Raw genomic sequence first — 21,671 nt, 5'->3', positions numbered from 1 at the left:
TGGGGCGGGCCCGCCCCGGCTAGTCTGCGGCCCATGACCCCGACCGCGACGCAGCGCATCCCGCGCCGGGCCGTCGCCGGCTACGCCGCGGGCAGCGTCGGCACGGGCGGGTTCGCGACCCTGCCGGGGCTGGTCCTGGCCTACTACCTCACCGACACGCTGGCCGTCCCGGCGCTCCTGGCCACGCTGGTGGTGGTCGTCCCGAAGGTCTGGGACGTCCTCATCGACCCGGCCGTCGGTGCGCTGAGCGACCACGAGGCCAGGGACCGCGGCACGCGCACCCGGCTGATGACGGTCGGTGCGGTGACCCTGCCGGTCGGCTTCGTCGGGATGTTCGCCGTCCCGGAGGGTCTGTCGCCGGCCCTGGCCGCCGGCTGGGTGACGGTGTGCTTCCTGCTGGCCACGACGTCGTTCAGCCTGTTCCAGGTCCCCTACATCGCCCTGCCCGCGGACCTGACAGACAGCTATGCCGAGCGGACCCGGCTCATGGGCTGGCGGATCGCGGTCCTCGCCCTCGCCATCCTGCTCGTCGGCGCCGGTGGCCCGGCGGTGCGCGACGCAGCGGGCGGTGGCGTCGCCGGCTACCTGCTCATGGGCGTCGTCGTCGCGGCCATGCTGCTCGGGGGAATGCTCGGCACGGTCCTCGGGGTGCGCGGCCACCGGTCCGTCCCTCATGGTGCGGTGGCCACGGACGCCGGCATCAGGAGCAGCGCCCTGCGTGGCTACCGCGAGGGGCTCACCGCCCTCCGGGACGTGCCGGCATACCGCGTCCTGCTCGTCGTCTTCGTGCTCCAGGCGGTCGCCACGGGGATCATGCTGGCCACCGCCCAGTACGTCGCGACCTACACCCTGGGCCAGCAGTCCGCCCTGACCTTCATCTTCGTCGCCCTCGTCGCGCCGGCGCTCCTCGTCATGCCCCTGTGGACGCGGTATGCCGCACGGCACGGCAAGCCCCGGTCGCTCGCGCTCGCGTCGGTGCTGTTCGCGGTTGCCGCGCTCAGCATGGTCGCGCTGGTGTGGGCCCCGGGTGCCTGGCTCTACCTGCCGGTCAGCCTCGCCGGCATCGCCTACGCCGGGATGCAACTCTTCCCGCTCGCCATGCTGCCGGACGTCATCACCTCCGCGGGCCGCGGCAGGGGCGGGGCGATGAGCGGGCTCTGGACCGCGGCGGAGACCGGGGGACTGGCGCTCGGTCCGGGGATCGTGCTGCTGCTGCTCAGCGTCACCGGCTTCCGGTCGAGCGCCGCCGACACGGTCGTGACCCAGCCCGACGCGGCGCTCGCCGCGATCGTCGTCGCGTTCTCGGTGGTGCCCGCCGTGCTCGTCGGCGTGAGCCTGCTGGTCCTGCGGCGTTACCAGGAGCCCTCACCCGTCGCCGTCGAGCAGATCAAGGATCCCGTATGACGTGCCCGTCCGAGCCCACCTCCCCGGGCCCCGACGAGATCCCGCTCGACACGGACGGGGTGCTCGCGCGGCTCGCCGCCTACCGGGAGCACGACGCCCCCACCCACGGCGGCCGGGTGCTGTCCTACGTCTACGACAGCGGGCTCGCCGCGCTCGACGAGCTGGCCGCACGGGCGGCCCGCGAGGTCCAGGCGGTCAACGGGCTGGACCCCACGACCTTTCCGTCCGTCGCCCTGATGGAGGGGGACCTGGTCACCTTCGGACGGGAGATCCTGCACGGCCCGGACGCCGTCGGCTCCGTCACCTCCGGCGGCACCGAGAGCTGCCTGCTCGCGGTCAAGGCTGCGCGGGAGGCCTGGCGGGAGCGACACCCGGGGAGCACGGCTCGACCGACGATCTTGCTGCCGCAGACGGCTCACGCCGCTTTCCACAAGGCCGCCCACTACCTCGACCTGGACGTCGACGTCGTCCCCGTGGACCCCGCGACCGGCACCCTGCCGGCCACCGCCATCACCCAGCGCCTGGGCGAGGCGACGGCCCTCGTCGTGGTGAGCGCACCGGCATACCCCCACGGGGTGCTCGACCCCGTGGCGGAGGTGGCGGCCGCCGCCCGGGAGGCCGGGGTCCCGTGCCACGTCGACGCCTGCATCGGCGGGCTCGTGCTGCCGTTCTGGGAGGCCGCGGGCGGCGGGCCGGTGCCGCCGTGGGACTTCCGGGTTCCCGGCGTGACGAGCATCTCCGCTGACCTGCACAAGTACGGCTACGCCCCCAAGGGCAGCTCGCTCCTGCTCTTCGCCGACCGCGCGCTGGACCGGGCGCGCTACTTCGCCCTCACCGACTGGCCCGGCTACCCGGTGGTGAACCCCACCGTGCTCGGGTCCCGCTCCGCGACCTCCCTCGCCGCCGCGTGGGCGGTCACCAGCGCGCTCGGAGTGCAGGGGTATGTCGAGCTGACCCGGCGCCTCGTCTCGGCCACGGCGGCGGTGCGCGCCCGCGTCGACGGGATCCCCGGCCTGCGCGTGCTCGGCGACCCGACCGGCCCGCTGATGGCGGTCGTCGCCGACGAGTCTGCGGCGGGGGAGGACCGGGTCGACCCGCACCTGTGGGCCGCCGCGGTCGCTAGGAGGGAGTTCGTGCTGCAGGGCCAGCCGGGCCTGACCCAGGCCGACGGGTCCGTCCTGCCGCGGTCGACCCACCTCACGGTCACCCCCGTCACCGACCAGGTGCTGGGCGAGCTGCTCGAGGCGCTTCGTGCGGGGGCCGACGACGTGCGTGGGCAGGCGTCGGGCGGTCCTGGTGGCGGGGACGCCGGTGGGTCGGACCCAGCGCCTAGGGAGTCGTCCTTGCCCGACCCGACCGAGCTGGCGAGAGCCGCGCGGGAGGACGGCGAGCTGGACCTGACGGCGGTGCTCGCCCTCATTGAGACGCTGCCCCGGGACGTGAGCGCCCGGATGCTCGTCGAGTTCCTCGCTGCGTTCACCGAGCCACGGCCCGGGCGCGACCGGACGCTCAGCTGACGCCGTCGATCAGCTCGCGGAGGGCCGACACGTGGCCGCTCAACGCGAGGCGTCCTGCCTTGGTCAGGGCGATCCAGGTGGAGCGACGACCGTCGAACACTCCCTTGCGGCGATCGACGTAGCCCGCGCCCTCCAGCGCCCCGAGGTGCTTGGAGAGGACCGAGTCGCTGACGTGCAGGGCGTCGCGGATCGATGCGAACTCTGCCTCCGTCACGGGAGCCAGCATCGTCATCAGCCTGAGTCGACTCGGCGCCACGAGGTGCTCGTCGAGCTCGGCCATCAGCTGACCAGCACGAGAACCGCGAGCCCTGCCAGTGCCACCACCACCATGGTGGCCTGCACCGCCATCGGCTCCGCGCTCCAGGAGCGGTCAGGATCTCGGCGCTGGCGGCTCAGCCAGCTGCGCCCCGCGACCGAGTACGCAGCCCCGCCAGCGACCGCTGCGGCGGCGACCAGCCACCACTGCTCGGCGAAGGCCGCCCACGTCGCGGCTCCGAGGGCGACCACGTAGGTCCCGGAGGCGAGGGCGCCCGTCCCGAGCACGACATGCCTGGCGAAGCCGGCCACCCACACGCCGCTCAGGCGGCGCACCACCCAGAGCTGGACGGCGGCGCCCACCACGAAGATCGCGAGACCGACACCGATGATCCAGAGCTGCTGTCGGGCGAACCCCGTCGCGACCACGCCGATGTGCACCGCGATCACGAGACCCAGCGCCACCAGGAACCTTCTCGACGGACCGATCCTGCCGGCCAGCGCCATGCGGTCTGCCTCAGCCTCGCGGAGAGCTGCCGCCGCCCGGTCGGGGCCCCACTCTGTGTTTTCCATGCTGGAAAGTCTAGACCACAGTTTCCAGCTTGGAAAGTGGTCCCTTGTCTTGCACGCAGAGTGCAGTATGGTGCACGCGTGAACGATGACGCGGCCGCGCTCGCGGCGACGATCGGCGGGCGGGTGCGCCACGAGCGCCAGGACCGCCGGTGGACGCTCGACCAGCTCGCCGAGGCCGCGGGGTTGAGTCGCCGGATGGTGGTCAACGTGGAGCAGGGCTCGGCGAACCCCAGCGTCGGCACGCTGCTGCGGCTCAGCGACGCGCTCGGGATCGGGCTGCCCGCGCTCGTCCAGCCTCCAGAACGAGCCCTCGTCACCGTCACCCGGTCCGGCGAGGGGGCGGCGCTGTGGACCAGCCCGAACGGCGGCTGCGCGGTGCTCGTCGCCGGCACCCGCCCACCCGACGTCCTCGAGCTGTGGGACTGGACGCTGGCGCCCGGTGACGCACACACGAGCGCGGCGCACGCCGCCGGCACGCACGAGCTGCTGCACGTCCTCGAGGGCGAGGTCGTGATGGAGATCGACGGCGCCACCCACATCCTGACCACGGGCGACGCTGCGGGCTTCGCCGGCGACGTCCCGCACGCCTACCGCAACGAGAGCGTCATACCCGCCCGCTTCTCCCTGGCCGTCCTGGAGCCAGGGGTCGGGACCACCGCCATAGGAAGACCGCGATGACCACCCCCCGCACGCCCGAGGACCTGCTGGCGGGCGCCAGCGTCGACGAGGCGGTGTTCGCGCTGCGGCCGGACTACCGCGCGCTGCTGGTCGTCGTCGACGGGATCGCCCCGGCCGTCAGCGACGACGCCAGCGAGGCTCTGCTGGTCGCCGCCGAGGAGTCGGCACGTGCGTTGCTGGCCGAGCGTCCGGTCGAGGAGCTCCCGCACGTGGAGGCGTGGCGCGCGGCATACCGGGCCTTCGGCGCCAAGCCGCAGCGCACCCGCAACAGCCTCGAGGCGCTCACCCGCCGCGCGCCCGCGGGGCTGCCGCGCGTGAACCGGCTCACCGACGTCTACAACGCCGTGTCGGTCCTGCACCAGGTGCCGCTGGGCGGGGAGGACCTCACGAGGTATGCCGGTCCGCCGCGGCTCGTGCGCGCCACCGGTGCCGAGCCGTTCGACACCGCGGCCGATGGGGCCGGCGTGGTCGAGCACCCGGAGGTCGGCGAGGTGGTGTGGTGCGACGACGCCGGGGTGACCGGCCGCCGGTGGAACTGGCGCCAGGCCCGGCGCACCCAGCTGCACGACGGCACGACGACGGCCCTGTTCATCCTCGACGCGCTCGACCCGATGAGCGGCGAGGCGCTGGAGGCGGCTGCGGAAGACCTCGTGGCGCACCTCGCGCCGGAGGGGTCGGGCGTGCGGACGTGGCGGCGGACGCTGCGGCCCGGGGACAACGCGGGCGGAGGAGGAGTGACGTGCTGATCCTTCCGTGGGACGCGGCGCTCGACGAGGCGGAGTGGCGGGAGTGGCTGGCCGGGCGTGAGGCGTTCGGGGTCCTGGTCGTCAACAACCTGGACCCGGCGCGAGCGCCGATCGTGGTGCCGACGCACTTCACCGTCGGGGAGGGCGAGCTGCTGCTGCACCTGGCTCGGCCGAACCCGGTGTGGACGCACCTGGAGGCGGCGGCGGAGGTGGCGCTGACCGTGATCGGCGACTACGCCTCCGTGCCGGGCCACTGGCGCGCCAAGCCTGGCGTGCCGGAGGAGGAGGGGGTGCCGACGAGCTACTACGCGACGGTGCACTTCCGCTGCCGGCCCACCGTCGTCGACGACCCGCAGGCCAAGGCCGACATCCTCACCGCGCAGCTGGCCGACGTGCAGCCCGAGGGGCGGCACGCGGACGTGGCGGTCGGGCAGGCGCCGTACGGCCGGATGCTGTCCGGCATCCGCGGCGTGCGGCTCGAGGTGCTCGGGGTCGACGCGAAGTTCAAGTACGACGACGACAAGCCGGTCGAGCACCGGGAACGGGTGACCGAGGAGCTGCGGCGACGCGGTCGGGGTCTGGACGCCGGCGCGGCGGCCCAGCAGGAGAGGCGGCTGGCGCGGGCGGCCCCGACGATCAGCTCCGAGGAAGGACCGTGAGCACCCGCGCGATGTGGTCGCGGAACTCCTGCATGAAGTCGGTGAGGATCTTCTTCAGCTCCTCGTCCTTGACCGTGCCGTCGTCACCGTAGGCCTCGGGGTTGAACTGGATGTAGGCCTCGGGGGCCGTCATCTGGCGGGCGTTGCAGAAGCTGAGGATCGACCGGAGGCCCTGCTGTGCCACGGCGGTGCCGATCCCGCCGGGGGAGGCACCGATCACTCCGGCCGGCACGTGGTCGAACGAGTTCTCGCCGTAGGGCCGCGAGGCCCAGTCGATCGCGTTCATGAGGGCGCCGGGGATCGAGCGGTTGTACTCGGGCGTGACGAACAGGACGGCCTGCGAGCCGGCGATCGCCTCCTTCAGCGCCGTCGCCTCGGCGGGGTAGGCGGTGTCGAGATCGCGGTTGTAGAGCGGCAGGTTGTCGATGCGGATCTCGGTGAACTCCAGGTCCTCGGGCGCCACGCTGATCAGCGCCTCGGCGAGCGTGCGGTTGATCGACTCCGACGACAGGCTTCCGATGAGGTAGCCGACCTTGTACGCCATGGTGTCCTCCTGTGCAGGGATGCGCCCGACCCGGGTCACCCTCCCACCTTGGCAGACGCGGGTCAGCCGCGCGGGGGTGACTGGACCGCGTCGGCCAGACGGGAGAGCAGGTCGGCGAGGGCGGAGACGTCGTGGGCCGGCCAGTCCGCCAGGACGCTGCCGAGGAACCGGTGCCGGTGGCTCCGGGCCTCGCTGACCATCTGCTGGCCCGTCGTCGTGAGAGCAAGCGCGGTGCGCCGGGCGTCGTGCGCGGACGGGCGGCGGTCGACCGCGCCCGACCGCACTGCCCGGTCGACGAGGCGGCTGGCGGTGGACGGGGCCACGTCGAGACGCGCGGCGACGGCCGCGACGCTCACCTCGTCCTCGGGCTCCGGCGAGCCCTCCTCCGAGCCCAACCGGTGCAGCGTGTCGGCCACCAGGATCGTGGACAGCTCCACGCCCGGCCACCGGAGCTCGTCCACGTGCCGCGAGGTCGGCCCCGACCAGAGCCGGCGCAGCCGGATGACAGCGTCGTCGAGGCGGGGGAGGTCCGCGGGCTCAAGCATCCGTGCAGCGTACATGTAAGATCCATGTACTCTGCATACATGCAGCCTGTCCTGGTCACCGGTGCCTCCGGCAACGTCGGCGCCCACCTCGTGCGCCTCCTTCTCGAGGCGGGCGATGAGGTCCGAGCGGCCGCCACCTCCCCCTCCGGTGACGACCGGGCGAATCCAGCGGGTCTGACGACGGTGCGCTTCGACTTCACCGACCCTGCGACCTGGGACGACGCGTTCACCGGGGTGCATCGGATGTTCCTGCTGCGCCCTCCGCACCTCGGCCGGCCGAAGCGCGACCTGATCCCCGCGCTCCGACGGGCGGAGGCGCTCGGGGTGCAGCACGTCGTCTTCCTCTCCTTGCAGGGGGCTGAGCGGAACCGTCTCGTGCCGCACGCCGCCGTGGAGCAGTGGCTGCGCGCGTCGTCGCTGTCGTGGTCCTTCGTCCGAGCCTCCTTCTTCATGCAGAACCTCACCGGCACGCACGGCGCCGACCTGCGCGAACGGTCGCAGATCGTGGTGCCGGCCGGCCGGGGCGCGACGGCCTTCGTCGACGCGGCCGACGTGGCGGCCGTGGCGGCGGCCTGCCTCCTCGACCCCGACGCTCACGCGCAGAGAGCCTGGACGCCGACAGGACCGGCGGCGCTCACCTACGACGAGGTCGCCGCCGTGCTGAGCGAGGAGCTCGACCGGCCCGTCCACTACGCGCGGCCGGGACTGCTCCGGTACGCCCTGCACGCGCGGCGCGCCCTGCGCATGCCGCTGGGCATGGTCGCGGTGACCTCGGCCATCTACACCTCGGCCCGCCTTGGGCTCGCTGCGGGCCTCACCGCCGACGTCCAGGAGGTGACCGGTCGCCCGCCGGCCACCTTCCTGGAGTTCGTGCTCCGCGAGCGCGACGACGGGTCGCTCAGCCCCGCGGCCAGCGCCACGCGAGGACCGTGATCACGATGAGCAGGGCCACTTCGACGGCGCGGGCACTGAGGTGCCCCTGCCGGTCGTGGTGATGACAGTTCTCGACCGCGGCGACGCTCTGGCCGGAGCCGGGTGGGCGGTGTCAGGCAGCCAGCCGCGTCGCCACCTCGACCACGGTGCGCTCGCGGTGCACGTCGCGGTCGACCGGCTCTCCGGCATACGCCCCCGCGACGGGTTGCACCATGATCTCGGTGACCCCGAACCTCTCGGCCAGCGCGCGCGCCTGCTCGGCGACCTCCTCGGCGGTCCCGACGAGCCACGGGTCGGTCACCGCGTCGAACGTCGACCGGGGGAGCGGAAGCGGCGCTTCGACCGCCTCGTCGACGGTCATCAGCGGCCGGCGCTTCATCGGTCCGGGCACCAGCAGGCTTGCCATCATGTGCTGGAACGGCAGCGCCAGGCGTCGCGCCTCCTCGCTGGTGTCGGCGACGACGGCGTTGACGGTGAGGAAGGTCTCCGGCTCGCCCTCCCCGGCCCAGGTCGAGCGGTAGAGCTCGAGTGCCTCGGCGGTCCCGCGACCGGCGAAGTGGTGGGCGAAGACGTAGGGCAGCCCGAGCTGGGCGGCCAGTCGCGCCGAGTAGTCCGAGGAGCCGAGCAGCCACACGGGCGGGGCCTCCTGCGCGTGCGGCGTCGCGACCACCTCGTGCTGGCGCGAGCCGATCTGCACGGCCGCCCCGTCTGTCGACATGAACGCCATGACCTGCTGGACATAGTCCGGGAAGCGTTGCACCGCATCGGAGTCCGACGCCCCGGCGCGGAGCGCCCAGCTGGTGACCGGGTCGGTCCCCGGCGCACGACCGATGCCCAGGTCGATGCGACCCGGGTAGGCCGCCTCGAGCAGCGCGAACTGCTCTGCCACCACGAGCGGGGCGTGGTTGGGGAGCATGACGCCGCCGGAGCCGACGCGCATCCGCGTGGTCGCCGCGGCGATCAGGGCGATCGCCACCGGGGGACTGGTCGAGGCCACCGACAGGGTGTTGTGGTGCTCGGCCAGCCAGTAGCGCCCCACCCCGGCCTCGTCCGCCGCCCGCGCCAGCGAGCGGGCGGCGCCCAGCGCCTGGGCGGTGGTCTGCCCGGTGCGCACCGGGAGGAGGTCGAGCACGCCTACAGTGATGGGTGACATGTCCTCCACTGTAGGTCGGTCTGGCTCGCGGACCTGCAACCCGGTCACGGGGACTGCCCCGGGCCCGCAGGTGTTCCGCGGAACACCTTCTTCCTGCGGCTACGCCGGCACCTTCGTGTGCCCGCGGTCGAGGGTCGGGCGCGCGGCCCCGCGCCGGGCGAGCAGGAGAAGAGCGAGCAGCAGCGCGTCGACCGCCAGGAAGACGACGCCCTCCGGCTCGTCGTAGAGCGGGATCTTGAGGAGCGTGACCACCATCCCGAACGTCACGGCCGCCAGTCCGACCATGGTCCTGCGCGAGACGGGCAGGCCGGGCCAGAGTGCGAAGACGAGCTTGAGGGCGAAGCCGATGAGCATGATCCCCACGACCGGGACGTCGACCGACGGCCCGAGCCAGACCGCCTCCTCGGGAGCCACGAAGAGGAAGAAGGACGCGCCCGCCAGCTGCACGACGCCCATCAGGCCCGCGAGCACGCGCGCAGCGAGGAGCGCCTTCGTGCTCGTCCCGCTCCCCTGTGGCCGGCCCCGCATCACACGAGTATGGAACTGGCTCGATGCGCGGTCAATGGCCCGTCACCGTCCCGACGGCCGCTCGCGCGACGGCGCCGAGGGTGAAGGCGCCCGACGGTGACCCCACCTGCGCGAGGTATGCCGTGCGCAGCGCCCGCTGCGCGTCCCGGGAGAGGGTGGCGAGGTGGGCGCCCGCCGGGCCGGTGCCCAGCGTGAGCGTCGACCACAGCTCGTCGAAGCTGTCGTAGCGCGACCCGACCTGCAGCTCGGTCTCGGCCACGTCCTCGAGTCCCGCGTCGGTGAGAAGCTGCGAGAGCTCGCCGCTGTGACCGCAGGGCCATCGCCGCAGACGTTCCGGCACCTGCCCGTCGACCTCGCGGACGGCGTCGGAGAACGCGGTGAGCATCCGCATCCCGCCGGTCGAGTCCCAGACGCAGGCGGCCACCCGACCGTCCGGCGCCACGACGCGTCGCATCTCGCTCAGCGCCCGCGGGGCGTCGGTGACGAAGTGCAGCACGAGCTGGGCGACGGCCAGGTCCAGGGATCCGTCGTCGTAGGGCAGGTCCTCGGCCGTGCCCGCACGAAGGTCGACCCCGGGGTGCCGGGCCCGGCACGCCTCCAGCAGCGGCGAAGGGTCGCAGCCCGTCACGCGGTGGGCGCCGAGCCGACGCACCAGCTCGCCCGTGAGCGCCCCCGTCCCGCACCCGACGTCGAGCGCGCGCTGCCCGGGCGTCACGCCGGCCACGTCCGCGAAGAGCGGGGCGAGCGGCACGGCATACCTGCCCATGAAGGCGTCGTAGGCGTCGCCGCCGGCCGTGAAGGTGGCGGCCCCCTCGGTGGGACTCACGGGGTCGTGCCCAGCGTGAGCACGTTGGTGAGTCTCTCCCGGAGGCCACCGAAGGCGTCGAGCAGGCCCATGACAGCAGTGTCAGCCCAGCGATGCCGTCGACGCTAGGGGCAATTCTGCCGATGCGACGAAGCCGGTCGACGTGGTGGGAGCTCGGTGTCAGAGCACGTAGCGGGCGATCAGCGAGTCGAGCTTGCGCACGTCGATGCCCTTGCCGAGGTTGACCTTGACCTGGCCGGCTCGGGTCCACAGCTCCATCTCGGCGTTGTAGTCGAGGAAGCCCGAGGCGTTCTCTGAGGACCACATGTTGATCGAGGAGTAGGGCAGCGAGTAGATCTCGACCTTCTTGCCACGAAGGCCCTGGGCGTCACGCACGATGAGCCGCTTGGTGGTGAAGATCGCCGAGTCCCGGAAGGTCTTGTAGGCAGCGACCGCCTCCTCGCCAGGCACCATGAGCGCCTCGACGTCCTTCGGGATCGGGCACTCGGCGACGAGCGTCCAGGTCAGGATCGGTGCAGATTCCACAGGTTCCCCTCTCGGTGTGGCGAGCTCGGTGCTCGCGCTGCAGGTCTATCACGGTCCAGGCACGGTCCTCCGCAAGCGATCGGGTGCGGAGGACCTGCGGTCGGTGCCCGTGCACGGAGGCGGTGGTGCTTCAGACCGCATACCTCGCCGGCCACGACGGCAGCCACGCCTGCCCGTCCGGCTCCTTGCCGAGGGGCGTGAGCATCGAGGTCAGCGCCAGGTCGGTGGCCAGGGCGTCGCATGCCCACGCCAGCTCGAGGCGGGCCGCCCCGAGCTGGAGCATCGGGGTGCTGCCGTGGCGGGCGCCGACCAGCGCGCCGACGACGGCGGAGGTCGACTGCTTGTCGGAGGAGAAGCTGGCCAGCGCCATCGCGAGCAGGAGCTGGTCGGGCTCGGGGTGGGACAGCACGACGTAGACGGCGGCGGCGAGCACCGACAGCGCCGAGCGGTCGGGGGCCAGCTCGGCGAGCTGGCCGGGGTCCTGAGGGTCGGTGGCCGCGGCCATGATCGCCGTGCCGACGCGCGTCTTCAGCAGCTCGCCGCCCTCGGGGACGTGCGCGTCGAGCACGTCGAGCCAGCCGGCGTCGAGGGGGACCGACCGGTCCGCGCCGCGTGCGGCGAGCAGTGCACCGACCACGGCCACCGGGCCGACCAGGGGATGACCGTGCGTGGCACCGGCCAGCTCCGGGACCGGCCACACGAACCCCGGCCCGTGGAGCGCGACGAGCACCGCGAACGGCAGCGTCCGCACCAGGGCGTGCGCGCCGAGGCTGCGGTGCCCCGCGGCCGTCAGCGCGGCCGGTCCGTGCCGCAGCACGCGGACCGTCGCGGGCGCGTTGCCCCGGCGCACGGCATACGCGGGCAGGGTGGTCAGCAGGCTCCGGGACGCGTCGCGGCTGGGAGCGACCCCGGGGATGCCCTGGGCGGTCGCCCAGCGGCGCAGCGCCTCGAGGTTCTCGTGCGCCCAGTCGTGGTCGAGCTGGCGCCCGGCTCGCTCGAGCGTGCGGACCAGGCCCTCGGTGGTAGCGAGCGTGAGCTGGGTCGCCACGCCGCCCGGCAGCACAGGAGCGGTGCTGGTCAGGTGGTCGGCGGCGTCGCCGAGCGCGATGCCGTGGTGGATGCCGCGCGAGATCTCCACGACCTTGGCGAGGCGGGCGGCGGACTGGATGTCGTCGGTCATCGCTGGGCTTCCTTCCAGAGCAGGCCGCCGTCGACCTCGCGGCCGAGGGCGGTGGTGATCTCGGCGACGGCGGTGTCGACGTCGAGGCCCCGTGTGCGCAGGTAGCGCAGCGCTACCGCCGGGGTGCGGTGGTGCGCGGCGACGCAGTGGAGCAGGACGCGGCGGCCCTCGGCGCGCAGCTGGGCCACGTCACGAGCCGCCTCGTCGAGCAGCCAGACCAGGTGCTGGTTGCCGACCGGGTCGTCGCTGTCGACGAGCCAGACCTCGGCATGGTCCGCGGGAGCGACCCCGGGCGGGGCGAACTCCTCGGTGCCGAGCCGGCAGAGCGAGACGACGGCGTCGACACCCAGCTCGCGGGTGCGGGACAGGTCGGCGAACGTGCCGAGCAGGACGTCCGGGTCGGACGCCAGGGGCGCGGCGAGCGGGCGCTCGCTGCCGGTGTCCATCCGCACGGCCGACGGCCAGCTCTGCGGTGCCTCGGGACCCTGCCGGGCGGTGCGCAGGGCCAGGTGGACGAGGTCGCGGGCGCGCAGTCCGGGCCAGCCGTGGACCGCGCGGGTCCAGGCGAGGGGGAGGGCGCTGACGCCGTACCGCGCGCCCAGCAGACCGCCCGCGATGGCCGCGACAGTGTCCGTGTCGTGACCGATCCCGATCGCGGTATGCAGTGCCGCGCGGAGGTGGTCCGGGCCCGGGTCGGACGTGGGCAGGGTGTGGTGGATCGACGCCCAGGCCGCCTGGAGCGCGGTGACCGTGTAGCCGTTGCCGGTGAAGGTCGACGGGTCGTCCTGCTCGGCCCGGTCGATCGTCTCGGTCCAGAAGCCCTGGTGCTCGGCGGGGAGGAGGTCGAGGCCGCCACGGAGGTCCAGCACGCCGTCGACGACCGCGCGGCGCACCGCCTCGGACCACAGCACGCACGAGTCGCCGGCCAGCGGGTCGTGGTGGGTGAGCGCGGCGACGGCACGGGCGGCCCGGGCGGTGGCGTCGCGGTCCGCGAGCCGGGTCAGGCCGACGACGGCGGTCCGCATGAGCGCCCCGTTGCCGGCCGTGCGGCCGGAGCGCTCGTGGAGACGACGGGCGGCGTCGGTCATCACGGCGTGGGGGCGGCCGTCCCCGGCGTGGCGCAGGGTGGAGTGCAGGACCGCGCTGGTCTGCGAGCCGATGTCGGCCGGGCCGTCGGCGAGCCAGCGCAGGAAGCCCTTTGCGACCGCGTCGAGGGCGGCAGGGGTCGTGAGGTCCTGGCCCGTGGCGGAGACCCGGGCGATGCAGGCCGCCATCTGGGTGTCGTCCGACCACTCGCCGGGTGCGTAGCTGCCGAGGCCGCCGCCGACCATCTGCGGGCCGGTGACGGGGTCGAAGCGGCGCGACGCGAACTCGTAGGGGACGCCGAGGGCGTCGCCGCAGGCCTGGCCGAGCAGCACGCCGGCGGCGCGGTCGGTCCGGGGAGAGGAAAAGTGCATGGTGCCTCCCGGGGTCGAGCGGTTTATGTCCTGCTGACAGTGAATACCCTCGGCGGATATCATGTCAAGTAGACGCAAACGATGTACCCTGAGCGGGTGACGACGAAGAAGAGCCGCGAGACCGCATACCCGCCCTTCGCCGTGGCGATCGACCTCGTGGTGCTGAGCATTCTCGACGGGGTGTTCTCCGCCCTGCTCGTGCGCCGGGGCGGGTCCACGCACGGCGGGATGTGGGCGCTCCCCGGCGGTTTCGTGCACATCGACGAGGACCTCGAGGACGCGGCCCGTCGCGAGCTGCGCGAGGAGACCGGGGTGGAGGTCGAGGCGCGGCTGGAGCAGCTGGCGACGTACGGGCACCCGGACCGTGACCCGCGCCAGCGCGTCGTGTCCGTCGCCTACCTCGCGGTGGGGGCGGACCTGCCGCACGAGGTGCGCGGGGGCACGGACGCCGTGAACGCGCGGTGGTGGCCGGTCGAGGAGGCGACGCGGCTGGAGCTGGCCTTCGACCACCCGACGATCCTGGCCGACGGGGTCGAGCGGGCGCGGGGCAAGCTGGAGTACACCGACCTGGCGCTGAGCTTCTGCCCACCGCGGTTCACCATGCCCGAGCTGCAGGGCGTCTACGAGGCGGTGTGGGGGCGGCCGCTCGACCCGCGCAACTTCACGCGGAAGGTGACGCGCGCCGAGGGGTTCGTGCGGGAGACGGGGCAGGAGCGCAGGGGCGAGCGTGGGCGGCCGGCCCGCCTGTTCACGGCCGGCGGGGCGGCGGCGCTCGTGCCGCCGATGATGCGTGACTGAGGCGGCCTACTCTTGCGGCACCACAGACGGGAGACCTGATGTTCGAGCTCGACCCCACCGCCTCCGAGCCACCCTTCGCCCAGCTCCGCGAGCAGATCACCGACCAGGTGGCCAGCGGCGAGCTGCGCTCGGGGGACAAGCTTCCGACCGTGCGCGGCCTCGCGCTCGACCTGGGGATCGCCCCGAACACGGTCGCCCGTGCCTACCGCGAGCTGGAGGCCGACGGCCTGCTCGTCGGGCGGGGCCGGTCCGGCACCTTCGTCGCGGGTCGAGAGCCGGGCGAACCGGCGTCGGCGCGGGCGATCTCGGCCGGACAGGAGGCCGCGGCCTCCTACGCCCGGACCGCTCGCTCACTCGGCCTGGCCCCGAGCGAGGCGCTCGCGCTGGTGCGGCAGGCGCTGCAGTCCTGAGCGGGCCGCCGCTCCTGCGGTGCGCGGGGGTCGGTGACCGCTAGCGTGTGGCCTGTCGATCCGCAACGAGGGGGAAGGACACTCCCATGACCCACCCACGCACGGTCCCGGGTGACCACCTGCACGAGTACGCCCCGGACCCCTCGCGGGGTGCCGAGATCGAGCAGCAGTCACCCGGCGAGCGCGACCCCGGCCTCGAGCCCCGCGCCAGCAAGGTGCGCTGGGCCGGCCTCGCCACCGGCCTCGTCGCCGCCTTGCTCGCCTACGTGCTCATGGGCGACGTGGCCCACCCCGCCAAGCTGACCGCCGCCACCGCCGTGCTCATGGGCATCTGGTGGATGACCGAGGCCCTGCCGATCCCGGTCACCGCCCTCGTGCCGCTGATCGTCTTCCCGGTCCTGGGCGAGGCCAGCGTCAACGACGTCGGCGCCTCCTACGGCAACAACATCATCTTCCTGTTCATGGGCGGGTTCATGCTCGCCCTCGCCATGCAGCGGTGGAACCTGCACCGGCGGATCGCGCTGGTCACCGTGCGTGCCATGGGCACCAACCCGTCCATGGTCGTGGCGGGCTTCATGATCGCCACCGGGTTCCTCTCGATGTGGGTCTCCAACACCGCCACCGCCGTGATGATGCTGCCGATCGGCGTCTCGGTGCTCATGCTCGTCGCCCGGCTCGGCGTGGAGGGCGACGGCTCCGGCGACCCGGACCGTGAGCTGACCGAGGAGGACTTCGCTCGCGCCGACGCGCCCGAGGCCGACCTGAGGTCGGACGCCGTCAAGGACGCCGTCATCAAGTCCAACTTCGGCACCGCGCTGATGCTCGGCATCGCCTACGCCGCCTCGATCGGCTCCCTCGGGACCATCATCGGCACCCCGCCGAACACCCTCCTCGTCGGCTACCTCGCGGAGAACCACGACATCAACGTCGGGTTCGGGCAGTGGATGCTCGTCGGCGTGCCGCTCGCGGTCGTCTTCCTCGTCATCTGCTGGTTCCTGCTCACCAAGGTCCTCTTCAAGCCCGAGATCGACGAGATCCCCGGCGGCCGTCAGCTCATGACGCGGGAGATCAAGAAGCTCGGGCGCATGTCCCAGGGCGAGATCAGGGTGCTGGCCCTCTTCGTCCTGGCCGCCCTCGCCTGGGTGTCCGTCCCGTTGATCTGGGAGGACCCGCCGATCAGCGACGCCGGCATCGCGATGGCTGTGGCCCTGCTGCTCTTCCTGCTGCCGGCCGGGGCCGCCCGCGGCGTCCGCCTGCTCGACTGGGACAGCGCGGTCGAGCTGCCCTGGGGGGTGCTCCTGCTCTTCGGCGGCGGGCTCGCGCTCTCGGCGCAGTTCGGCGAGTCCGGGCTGACCGAGGTGATCGGCCAGCAGGCCGAGGGCCTCGGCGGTCTCCCGGTCGTGCTGCTCGTGCTCATCTTCACCGCCGGCATCATCTTCCTCACCGAGCTGACCAGCAACACCGCCACGGCCGCGACCTTCCTCCCGGTCGCGGGCGGCGTCGCCCTGGGGATCGGCGTGGACCCGATGCTGCTCGCGATCCCGGTGGCGCTCGCCGCCACGTGCGCGTTCATGCTGCCGGTTGCCACGCCGCCCAACGCGATCGCGTTCGGCTCCGGCTACGTCACCATCCCGCAGATGATGAAGGGCGGCGTCTGGCTCAACCTCATCGGCATCGTCCTGGTGACGGCGACGGTGATGACGCTGGCCGTCATGGTGTTCGGGATCGTCTACTGACAGGTGCGGGTGCCTCAGTCCTGCCCACCGATGTCCACGGCATACGCCTCGTAGATGAGGTCGCTGCCCCGCTGTCGGTGCCGGACGAGCTGTCCCACCAGCGCGGTGAGCTCCTCACGGAAGGCCGGCAGGTCGGCGATCGCGTCACCGCGGTCGAGGATCGCCAGACATCCCGCGATGTCCTCACGCAGGGCGGAGTGCTCCGCGAGAAGGGTCTCCACCGAGCGGACCAGCCGCGGGTGGCCGTCGAGGATCGCGCTGAACAGGCCGTCCGTGCACTCGGTGAGGCCGATGTGGTCCTCGAAGTCGTGGGCCAGCTCGGCCAGCGCGGCCCTCACCCGTTCTCGCCAGACGAGGGGCTTGCCGAGGGGGACGGCGAGCGCGTCGTCCACCGCCGCGAGCGACTCCCGCATCTCGGCGCGGCGCGCGCGCACCGTCTGGATGTAGGTCTCGAAGTCCTCCACCTGGGGGGCCACCATGTGCCATGGTCCCGCACGAGGCGCCCGGTCGTCTACGGCTCCTGCGCTCGTGCTGCGAGAGGTGTTGCCCATGCTCGCCACCCCGGGCGACGGGAGTGGTCGGAACATCACGCCGAGTAGGTTTGTCGGCATGGGACAGCTTGCACCGCGCACCTGGTTCGAGCTCGCCTCGGCAGGGGCGCTCGCCGTGCTGGGATCGATTCCCGACGACGACTGGGACAAACCCGGCCTGGGGGACTGGACCGTCCGCGAGCTCGCGGCACACACGATGCGCGCGTGGTCGACGGTCGTCGACTACCTGGACGAGCCACTGCCGGTCGGCGACCTGCTCGAGGCGTCGACCTACTTCGTCAAGGCCCTTGCCCAGCCGGGCGTGCACGAGGGCGTGCTGGAGCGCGCGCGGACGGAGGCGCAGGAGCTCGAGAACCCGGTGACGTATGCCCGGGCGAGAGCGGCTGCGGCGCTGGGGCGGGTGGCGGAGGAGCCCGACGACCGCTTGGTCCCTTCTCGCTTCGGTCCGCTGGCACTGTCCGAGTACCTCAAGACCCGCGCGTTCGAGCTAACAGTCCACGGGCTCGACCTCGCCCGTGCGACGGGGGTGCGGGTCCCTGAGGAACTCGCCACGAGCGTGTCACCTGCCGCCGAGGTGGCGGTGCAGATCGCCTCGGTGCGCCGGGACGACCGAGCCGTCCTCCTGGCGCTCACTGGCCGCGAGCCACTACCGGACCACTTCTCCGTCCTCGGGTAGTCGACCCTCTGGCGCTGCCCACAGCACGTCCCGGTGGGTGTGCCGGCGCCCCTCAGGACGGATGACCGTCACGCCAGGCACGGTCCGGGCGCTCATCGCGGCCAGGGCCTCGGGGGCCTCGTCCAGCGGGATCACGCGGGTCAGGAGGCGTTCCGGCTCCAGCCGACCGGCCGCGATGTCGTCCAGCATCCGCGGGTAGTCGCACGCCGGCATCCCGTGGCTGCCGAGGACCCGCAGCTCCCGCGCGATCACCGTGTGCATCGGCACCGTGGCGCGGTCGCCGACCGTGGCCGGTGGCAGCAGCCCGATCTGCAGGTACCGTCCCTGGATCCCTAGGCTGAGCGCAGCCGCGCGGGCCGTCGCGACGCTGCCCAGCGCGTCGACGGCCACGTCCACGCCGCCCGGCACCAGGGCCCGCACCGACGCGGCCACCTCGTCGGCGGTCTCGCCCGCGGTCTGCAGCACGTCGCCCGCCCCGACGTCCCGGGCCAGGGCGAGGGCGGCGGGGTCGACGTCCACCGCGACCACGTGCGCGCCGCGCGACCGCGCGATCATCACGGCCGCGAGGCCCACGCCACCGCAGCCCAGCACCGCGACCGACTCGCCCGCGCGCACCTGCGCCACGTCCACCAGCGCCCGGTATGCCGTGGCGAACCGGCACCCCAGCCCCGCCGCCACGTCGAAGGGGACGGCGTCCGGCAGCGGGACGACGTTGAAGTCTGCGGCGGGCAGGGCGACGAACTCCGCGAACGAGCCGGGGCCGTCCACGCCCGGCTGCCACTGGCTCGGGCAGACGTGGGAGTTGCCCGTGCGACACACCTCGCAGGTCCCGCACCCGCAGACGAACGGTGCGACCACCCGGTCGCCGACCCTCAGCTGCTCGACACCCGCACCGACGGCGTGGACCGTGCCGGCGAACTCGTGCCCCGGGGTGTGGGGGAGCGTGGTGATGTCCGGGTCGTGCCCCTGCCAGCCGTGCCAGTCGGAGCGGCACAGCCCGGTCGCGCCGACCCTGATGACCACACCTCCGGGCACGGCCTCGGGCACCGGCACCTCGGTCACGTAGGCCAGCTCACCGAACGCGTCGAACCTCACCGCCCGCACGGGCACCTCCTCGGTCTGTCGTCTGGGACCTCACCCCATCACACCATCACCGCCACCTGCGTCCGGCCCGCCCGGGAGCGCCGCCCACCGACCGGTGAGCTCCTCGCTCGTCCGCATCAGGCCGCCGGTGAGCCGGTCGGCGTGCCGCAGCGAGGGCGGTCGGAGGCGGACGGGACCGCCGCTGAGCTGCCCACGCCCCGACGGACCCCAGACGTCGCCGTTGCGCACCTCCGGCGCCGTCGCCGCGTGCACGAGGATCTTCGCCCCGCCGTCCTTGCCGTGCATGCCCCGGGTGAGCATCCTGGAGAAGGCGCCGATGTCCGTGGGCTGGGAGGCGGGTATGCCGTCGCGCTCGGGCGTCAGGACGTCCACCGCCGTCCCGGGGTGGGCGAGGACGGACGTCGCGGCGGTCGCGCCCGCCGCGAACCGGCGCGCGAGCTCCATACCGAAGAGGGTGACCGCGAGCTTGGAGCGTCCGTAGCTGACCAGCGACGGCTCGCGGCGCGGGTCCGAGGCGGCGCCCCACGGGTCACGACCGAGGGGGAGGCGGTGGCTGAGGCTGCCCACGTGCACGACGCGCGTGCCCCACCGCTCCAGGGCCGGTCGCAGGTGGGCGAGGAGGGCGAAGTGCCCGAGGTGGGCGGTGCCCAGGTGCAGCTCGAGACCGTCGGCGGTCAGGCGTGGTGGAGCGGGCCGCACGCCGTAGCTGACGACCGCGGCGTTGGCGACCAGTGCGGCGAGCGGTTCGGCGGCCGCCAGCTGCGTGGCCGCGGCGCCGACCGTGCGGAGGTCTGCCAGGTCGAGGTGGACGATCTCCACGTCGGCGCCGGGGACGTGGCGTCGCAGGGTCGCGCGCGCGGTCTGCGCCTTGGCCGGGTTGCGGGCGGCGACGAGCACGCGGTGACCCCGCTCGGCCAGCTGTTCGGCGACGAAGTAGCCGATGCCGCCCGTGGCACCCGTGACCAGCACCGCTCCCTGCATGGCAGGAGGGTAGTGGTTCGGGCTCCCGGGTGCGGGCTACTGGTAGGAGATGAAGTCGGGCACCGGGTCGACGAGGCTCATGGTCTCCTCGGGGGTCAACGGCCCGGGCACGTCCTCGTCGTAGAAGTTCTTCCAGCCCCAGTGCTCGACGTCCGGGGCGTTGGCCCGCAGGGTGCGCCAGGTGTCCTGCTTGGAGGGCTGCGGTCCCTGCCCGTCGGCGTGGATGAGCACCGCCACCTCCGAGCGGGACTGGTCGACCTCGTTGACGTCCGGGATCATCCGGGTCTGGAACTGGTGGAGCACGAGGATCTTCTGCGGCAGGTCGTTCTCGCGCGTCAGGTCCGCCAGGTAGGTCACGACCTCGTCGACCTCGGAGACGCTGACCTGGCCGATCTCGGTCATGTGCACCTGGTCCGGGCGCAGCCGCCACTCCGGGTCGAGGGCGAGCCCGACGTAGGGCCGCACGAGCAGCTCCTCGTAGAGCTTGGCCTGGGTGACGTAGTCGGTGCGTCCCGGCTGCAGGTCGAGCACGACGTACACCCCGTGCTCCCCAGCCAGGTCCACGAGGGGCCGGATGTCGTCCAGCGGCAGCTCGTTGGAGTAGTTGCCGTCCGGCCCGGCGCCCTCGCTGGCCACGGTGACGATGATCTCCAGGGTGGGGACGACCGGCTCGTCGGTCAGGGGTTGGTAGGCCGCGGCGAACTCCTCTGCGCGCGTGATCGTCTCCTCGATCGGCTGCTCGCCGAGGACGCCGAGCGCGGAGGTGACGGGGGTGCCGTAGAGCGCGACGTAGGTCTTGCCCGGCAGGGCGAGCTGCCCACCGCCGGGCAGCTCTTCCCCGGTGGCGGCCGTGCGCGAGCGCCAGGCGAGGGTCTCGGTGTCGCCGAACTCCTCGCCGAGACCGAGCACCGCTGTGGGTGCCGAGCCGGCCATCGCCTCGACGCTCTCGGTGCTGCTGCGCGGGTCACCGTCCTCGGCGACGACCACGGTGGCCCCGGCCGCCCGAGCGGTGCCCAGGGCGGCGAGGTCGTCGTCGCTGCCGGTGGTCAGGACCACCGTGGCCCCCTGGGGCTGCGGTGCCGCGGTCTCCGGCAGCTCGTCCCGGTCGCTGTCCAGGGGGGCGGGTCCCGGCTCCGGCGCCGACGTGGCGTCCGTGGCGTCCGCCGTGGTGCTGGCGCTGTCCTCCGGTGCTGGAGCGGCGGCCGCCCCGGGCACCAGCAGCTCGGGAGCAGCCGGGTCGAGCGCGGCGATCCTGGCGGTCGCGTCCGCCGCGTCCACCGTCACGGCGGCGGCGCCGACGCCGAGCAGGCGCGCGAGCTCCTCGTCGTCCTGCGGCACGACGACGTCGATGCCCGGGTCGTCCACCGGGCCCAGGACGAGGGCCACCTCGGCGCCGAGGCGCTCGACCTCCTCGGCGGTGCCCGCGCCGTCGACGAGGACGGGAACGCCGAGCGCCACCGCGGCCGACGCCGCGCGCAGCTGCTCGTCGGGGGCAGCGACCACCACCACGGGCGCGGTCGCGAAGAGGGCAGCGGTCGTGCGGAGCGCCCGCTGCGCGGCGCTCCCGGTGACGACCGTCGCCTCCTCGGGGGCGGCGAGCGTCGCGACCAGGGCGTCGCCCACGGCGTCTGGCTGCCCGCTGCCGTCCTGGGCGGCCGTGCCGTCAGCGCCGTCCGAGGTGCCGCCGTCCTCCAGGGCGTCGCACGCGCTCAGCGTGAGCAGGATCCCGGCGACCCCCGCAGCGAGCAGCAGCCGGTGGCCGCCCCCACCGTCTCGGCCCGTTCCTCCGAATGGTGTGACCATGGCACCTTCCCGTCCCGTGCACGAACGGCCACCGTAGCCGTCGGTCCTGGGGATGTGCGTCAGCGACGCACGAGTGCGTCGGGTCCGCC

Annotated in this window: 24 protein-coding genes; 10 read left to right on the top strand and 14 right to left on the bottom strand. The window is 73.4% G+C overall.

The genetic code is table 11. The features are described from left to right. Positions 1–33 precede the first annotated feature (33 nt). Both ACI3ET_RS01845 and ACI3ET_RS01840 read left to right on the top strand, forming a co-directional pair. Positions 34–1,404, top strand: a complete 1,371-nt coding sequence (locus ACI3ET_RS01845; RefSeq protein WP_405031245.1) for an MFS transporter — start codon at positions 34–36, stop codon at positions 1,402–1,404. Beyond that, complete coding sequence (locus ACI3ET_RS01840; protein WP_405031244.1) at positions 1,401–2,921, top strand: pyridoxal phosphate-dependent decarboxylase family protein; 1,521 nt, start codon at positions 1,401–1,403, stop codon at positions 2,919–2,921. The genes ACI3ET_RS01845 and ACI3ET_RS01840 overlap by 4 nt, the downstream gene beginning before the upstream one ends. Here the strand turns inward: ACI3ET_RS01840 and ACI3ET_RS01835 are convergent. Both ACI3ET_RS01835 and ACI3ET_RS01830 read right to left on the bottom strand, forming a co-directional pair. Next, entirely contained in the window at positions 2,914–3,201 is a 288-nt protein-coding gene (locus ACI3ET_RS01835) for a transcriptional regulator (protein ID WP_405031243.1), read from the bottom strand. The genes ACI3ET_RS01840 and ACI3ET_RS01835 overlap by 8 nt on opposite strands. Beyond that, entirely contained in the window at positions 3,201–3,749 is a 549-nt protein-coding gene (locus tag ACI3ET_RS01830) for a hypothetical protein (protein ID WP_405031242.1), read from the bottom strand. The genes ACI3ET_RS01835 and ACI3ET_RS01830 overlap by 1 nt, the downstream gene beginning before the upstream one ends. A gap of 78 nt (positions 3,750–3,827) precedes the next feature. Between ACI3ET_RS01830 and ACI3ET_RS01825 the strand changes: the two genes are divergently transcribed. Genes ACI3ET_RS01825 through ACI3ET_RS01815 form a run of 3 tightly spaced genes read left to right on the top strand, consistent with a single transcriptional unit; the run spans position 3,828 to position 5,832 of the window. After that, positions 3,828–4,427: a helix-turn-helix domain-containing protein gene (locus ACI3ET_RS01825; RefSeq protein ID WP_405031241.1), complete on the top strand. Its 600-nt coding sequence runs from the start codon at positions 3,828–3,830 to the stop codon at positions 4,425–4,427. Continuing rightward, positions 4,424–5,173 carry a B3/B4 domain-containing protein gene (locus ACI3ET_RS01820; protein WP_405031240.1) on the top strand — a complete coding sequence of 250 codons (750 nt, stop codon included), beginning with the start codon at positions 4,424–4,426 and terminating at the stop codon, positions 5,171–5,173. Before ACI3ET_RS01825 ends, ACI3ET_RS01820 begins: the two co-directional genes overlap by 4 nt. After that, on the top strand, positions 5,167–5,832 hold the full coding sequence (locus ACI3ET_RS01815; RefSeq protein WP_405031239.1) for an FMN-binding negative transcriptional regulator: 666 nt from the start codon (positions 5,167–5,169) through the stop codon (positions 5,830–5,832). The genes ACI3ET_RS01820 and ACI3ET_RS01815 overlap by 7 nt, the downstream gene beginning before the upstream one ends. Here the strand turns inward: ACI3ET_RS01815 and ACI3ET_RS01810 are convergent. Both ACI3ET_RS01810 and ACI3ET_RS01805 read right to left on the bottom strand, forming a co-directional pair. Then, complete coding sequence (locus ACI3ET_RS01810) at positions 5,810–6,376, bottom strand: NADPH-dependent FMN reductase (protein WP_405031284.1); 567 nt, start codon at positions 6,374–6,376, stop codon at positions 5,810–5,812. The two genes, ACI3ET_RS01815 and ACI3ET_RS01810, sit on opposite strands and share 23 nt — an antisense overlap. 62 nt (positions 6,377–6,438) lie before the next feature. Continuing rightward, complete coding sequence (locus ACI3ET_RS01805; RefSeq protein WP_405031238.1) at positions 6,439–6,921, bottom strand: MarR family winged helix-turn-helix transcriptional regulator; 483 nt, start codon at positions 6,919–6,921, stop codon at positions 6,439–6,441. A gap of 39 nt (positions 6,922–6,960) precedes the next feature. Here ACI3ET_RS01805 and ACI3ET_RS01800 point away from each other — a divergent pair, with 39 nt between their 5' ends. Continuing rightward, positions 6,961–7,854 (top strand): NmrA family NAD(P)-binding protein, encoded by an 894-nt coding sequence (locus ACI3ET_RS01800; RefSeq protein ID WP_405031237.1) that lies wholly within the window; start codon positions 6,961–6,963, stop codon positions 7,852–7,854. A gap of 112 nt (positions 7,855–7,966) precedes the next feature. On the opposite strand, the gene ACI3ET_RS01795 is transcribed toward ACI3ET_RS01800, so the two are convergent. From ACI3ET_RS01795 to ACI3ET_RS01770, 6 genes are all read right to left on the bottom strand, one after another. Beyond that, entirely contained in the window at positions 7,967–9,007 is a 1,041-nt protein-coding gene (locus ACI3ET_RS01795; protein ID WP_405031236.1) for an MsnO8 family LLM class oxidoreductase, read from the bottom strand. A 99-nt stretch (positions 9,008–9,106) separates the two neighbouring features. Beyond that, complete coding sequence (locus tag ACI3ET_RS01790; protein WP_405031235.1) at positions 9,107–9,535, bottom strand: hypothetical protein; 429 nt, start codon at positions 9,533–9,535, stop codon at positions 9,107–9,109. Positions 9,536–9,566: 31 nt separating this feature from the next. Next, on the bottom strand, positions 9,567–10,361 hold the full coding sequence (locus tag ACI3ET_RS01785) for a class I SAM-dependent methyltransferase (RefSeq protein ID WP_405031234.1): 795 nt from the start codon (positions 10,359–10,361) through the stop codon (positions 9,567–9,569). A 159-nt stretch (positions 10,362–10,520) separates the two neighbouring features. After that, positions 10,521–10,886, bottom strand: a complete 366-nt coding sequence (locus ACI3ET_RS01780) for a PH domain-containing protein (protein ID WP_405031233.1) — start codon at positions 10,884–10,886, stop codon at positions 10,521–10,523. Positions 10,887–11,016: 130 nt separating this feature from the next. Then, complete coding sequence (locus ACI3ET_RS01775; RefSeq protein ID WP_405031232.1) at positions 11,017–12,066, bottom strand: ADP-ribosylglycohydrolase family protein; 1,050 nt, start codon at positions 12,064–12,066, stop codon at positions 11,017–11,019. Then, positions 12,063–13,523, bottom strand: a complete 1,461-nt coding sequence (locus tag ACI3ET_RS01770; protein ID WP_405031231.1) for an ADP-ribosylglycohydrolase family protein — start codon at positions 13,521–13,523, stop codon at positions 12,063–12,065. The genes ACI3ET_RS01775 and ACI3ET_RS01770 overlap by 4 nt, the downstream gene beginning before the upstream one ends. Positions 13,524–13,619: 96 nt before the next feature. Between ACI3ET_RS01770 and ACI3ET_RS01765 the strand changes: the two genes are divergently transcribed. From ACI3ET_RS01765 to ACI3ET_RS01755, 3 genes are all read left to right on the top strand, one after another. Continuing rightward, entirely contained in the window at positions 13,620–14,321 is a 702-nt protein-coding gene (locus ACI3ET_RS01765) for an NUDIX hydrolase (protein WP_405031230.1), read from the top strand. A 38-nt stretch (positions 14,322–14,359) separates the two neighbouring features. After that, positions 14,360–14,731 (top strand): GntR family transcriptional regulator, encoded by a 372-nt coding sequence (locus ACI3ET_RS01760; protein ID WP_405031229.1) that lies wholly within the window; start codon positions 14,360–14,362, stop codon positions 14,729–14,731. Positions 14,732–14,817: 86 nt separating this feature from the next. Further along, entirely contained in the window at positions 14,818–16,467 is a 1,650-nt protein-coding gene (locus tag ACI3ET_RS01755; RefSeq protein ID WP_405031228.1) for an SLC13 family permease, read from the top strand. Between the two features lie 14 nt (positions 16,468–16,481). Here the strand turns inward: ACI3ET_RS01755 and ACI3ET_RS01750 are convergent, their stop codons facing one another. Beyond that, positions 16,482–16,946 (bottom strand): hemerythrin domain-containing protein, encoded by a 465-nt coding sequence (locus ACI3ET_RS01750; protein WP_405031227.1) that lies wholly within the window; start codon positions 16,944–16,946, stop codon positions 16,482–16,484. A 130-nt stretch (positions 16,947–17,076) separates the two neighbouring features. Between ACI3ET_RS01750 and ACI3ET_RS01745 the strand changes: the two genes are divergently transcribed. Then, positions 17,077–17,694, top strand: coding sequence for a maleylpyruvate isomerase family mycothiol-dependent enzyme (locus tag ACI3ET_RS01745; protein WP_405031226.1), 618 nt, complete (start codon positions 17,077–17,079; stop codon positions 17,692–17,694). Here ACI3ET_RS01745 and ACI3ET_RS01740 read toward each other — a convergent pair. The 3 genes from ACI3ET_RS01740 to ACI3ET_RS01730 are packed head-to-tail and all read right to left on the bottom strand — an operon-like array spanning position 17,665 to position 21,582. Then, positions 17,665–18,798, bottom strand: a complete 1,134-nt coding sequence (locus ACI3ET_RS01740) for an alcohol dehydrogenase catalytic domain-containing protein (RefSeq protein ID WP_405031225.1) — start codon at positions 18,796–18,798, stop codon at positions 17,665–17,667. The two genes, ACI3ET_RS01745 and ACI3ET_RS01740, sit on opposite strands and share 30 nt — an antisense overlap. Before the next feature lie 30 nt (positions 18,799–18,828). Then, entirely contained in the window at positions 18,829–19,779 is a 951-nt protein-coding gene (locus tag ACI3ET_RS01735) for an SDR family NAD(P)-dependent oxidoreductase (RefSeq protein ID WP_405031224.1), read from the bottom strand. 36 nt (positions 19,780–19,815) lie between these two features. Beyond that, the gene (locus ACI3ET_RS01730) at positions 19,816–21,582 is read right to left on the bottom strand and encodes a hypothetical protein (protein WP_405031223.1); all 1,767 of its coding nucleotides are present in this window, start codon (positions 21,580–21,582) and stop codon (positions 19,816–19,818) included. Between the last annotated feature and the right edge of the window lie 89 nt (positions 21,583–21,671).

It is taken from the genome of Ornithinimicrobium jinqii, from assembly GCF_045032595.1.
Classification (GTDB): Bacteria; Actinomycetota; Actinomycetes; order Actinomycetales; family Dermatophilaceae; genus Ornithinicoccus.
The sequence above is the reverse complement of the archived record's forward strand: the minus strand, read 5'-3'. Positions and strand labels throughout refer to the sequence as shown.

What these genes read in the sequence shown, in the direction of transcription:
- ACI3ET_RS01845 (WP_405031245.1), top strand. Translation starts at nt 34, where the DNA reads ATGACCCCGACCGCGACGCAGCGCATCCCGCGCCGGGCCGTCGCCGGC.
- ACI3ET_RS01840 (WP_405031244.1), top strand. Translation starts at nt 1,401, where the DNA reads ATGACGTGCCCGTCCGAGCCCACCTCCCCGGGCCCCGACGAGATCCCG.
- ACI3ET_RS01835 (WP_405031243.1), bottom strand. Translation starts at nt 3,201, where the DNA reads ATGGCCGAGCTCGACGAGCACCTCGTGGCGCCGAGTCGACTCAGGCTG.
- ACI3ET_RS01830 (WP_405031242.1), bottom strand. Translation starts at nt 3,749, where the DNA reads ATGGAAAACACAGAGTGGGGCCCCGACCGGGCGGCGGCAGCTCTCCGC.
- ACI3ET_RS01820 (WP_405031240.1), top strand. Translation starts at nt 4,424, where the DNA reads ATGACCACCCCCCGCACGCCCGAGGACCTGCTGGCGGGCGCCAGCGTC.
- ACI3ET_RS01810 (WP_405031284.1), bottom strand. Translation starts at nt 6,376, where the DNA reads ATGGCGTACAAGGTCGGCTACCTCATCGGAAGCCTGTCGTCGGAGTCG.
- ACI3ET_RS01805 (WP_405031238.1), bottom strand. Translation starts at nt 6,921, where the DNA reads ATGCTTGAGCCCGCGGACCTCCCCCGCCTCGACGACGCTGTCATCCGG.
- ACI3ET_RS01800 (WP_405031237.1), top strand. Translation starts at nt 6,961, where the DNA reads ATGCAGCCTGTCCTGGTCACCGGTGCCTCCGGCAACGTCGGCGCCCAC.
- ACI3ET_RS01795 (WP_405031236.1), bottom strand. Translation starts at nt 9,007, where the DNA reads ATGTCACCCATCACTGTAGGCGTGCTCGACCTCCTCCCGGTGCGCACC.
- ACI3ET_RS01790 (WP_405031235.1), bottom strand. Translation starts at nt 9,535, where the DNA reads ATGCGGGGCCGGCCACAGGGGAGCGGGACGAGCACGAAGGCGCTCCTC.
- ACI3ET_RS01775 (WP_405031232.1), bottom strand. Translation starts at nt 12,066, where the DNA reads ATGACCGACGACATCCAGTCCGCCGCCCGCCTCGCCAAGGTCGTGGAG.
- ACI3ET_RS01770 (WP_405031231.1), bottom strand. Translation starts at nt 13,523, where the DNA reads ATGCACTTTTCCTCTCCCCGGACCGACCGCGCCGCCGGCGTGCTGCTC.
- ACI3ET_RS01760 (WP_405031229.1), top strand. Translation starts at nt 14,360, where the DNA reads ATGTTCGAGCTCGACCCCACCGCCTCCGAGCCACCCTTCGCCCAGCTC.
- ACI3ET_RS01755 (WP_405031228.1), top strand. Translation starts at nt 14,818, where the DNA reads ATGACCCACCCACGCACGGTCCCGGGTGACCACCTGCACGAGTACGCC.
- ACI3ET_RS01750 (WP_405031227.1), bottom strand. Translation starts at nt 16,946, where the DNA reads ATGGTGGCCCCCCAGGTGGAGGACTTCGAGACCTACATCCAGACGGTG.
- ACI3ET_RS01745 (WP_405031226.1), top strand. Translation starts at nt 17,077, where the DNA reads ATGGGACAGCTTGCACCGCGCACCTGGTTCGAGCTCGCCTCGGCAGGG.
- ACI3ET_RS01735 (WP_405031224.1), bottom strand. Translation starts at nt 19,779, where the DNA reads ATGCAGGGAGCGGTGCTGGTCACGGGTGCCACGGGCGGCATCGGCTAC.
- ACI3ET_RS01730 (WP_405031223.1), bottom strand. Translation starts at nt 21,582, where the DNA reads ATGGTCACACCATTCGGAGGAACGGGCCGAGACGGTGGGGGCGGCCAC.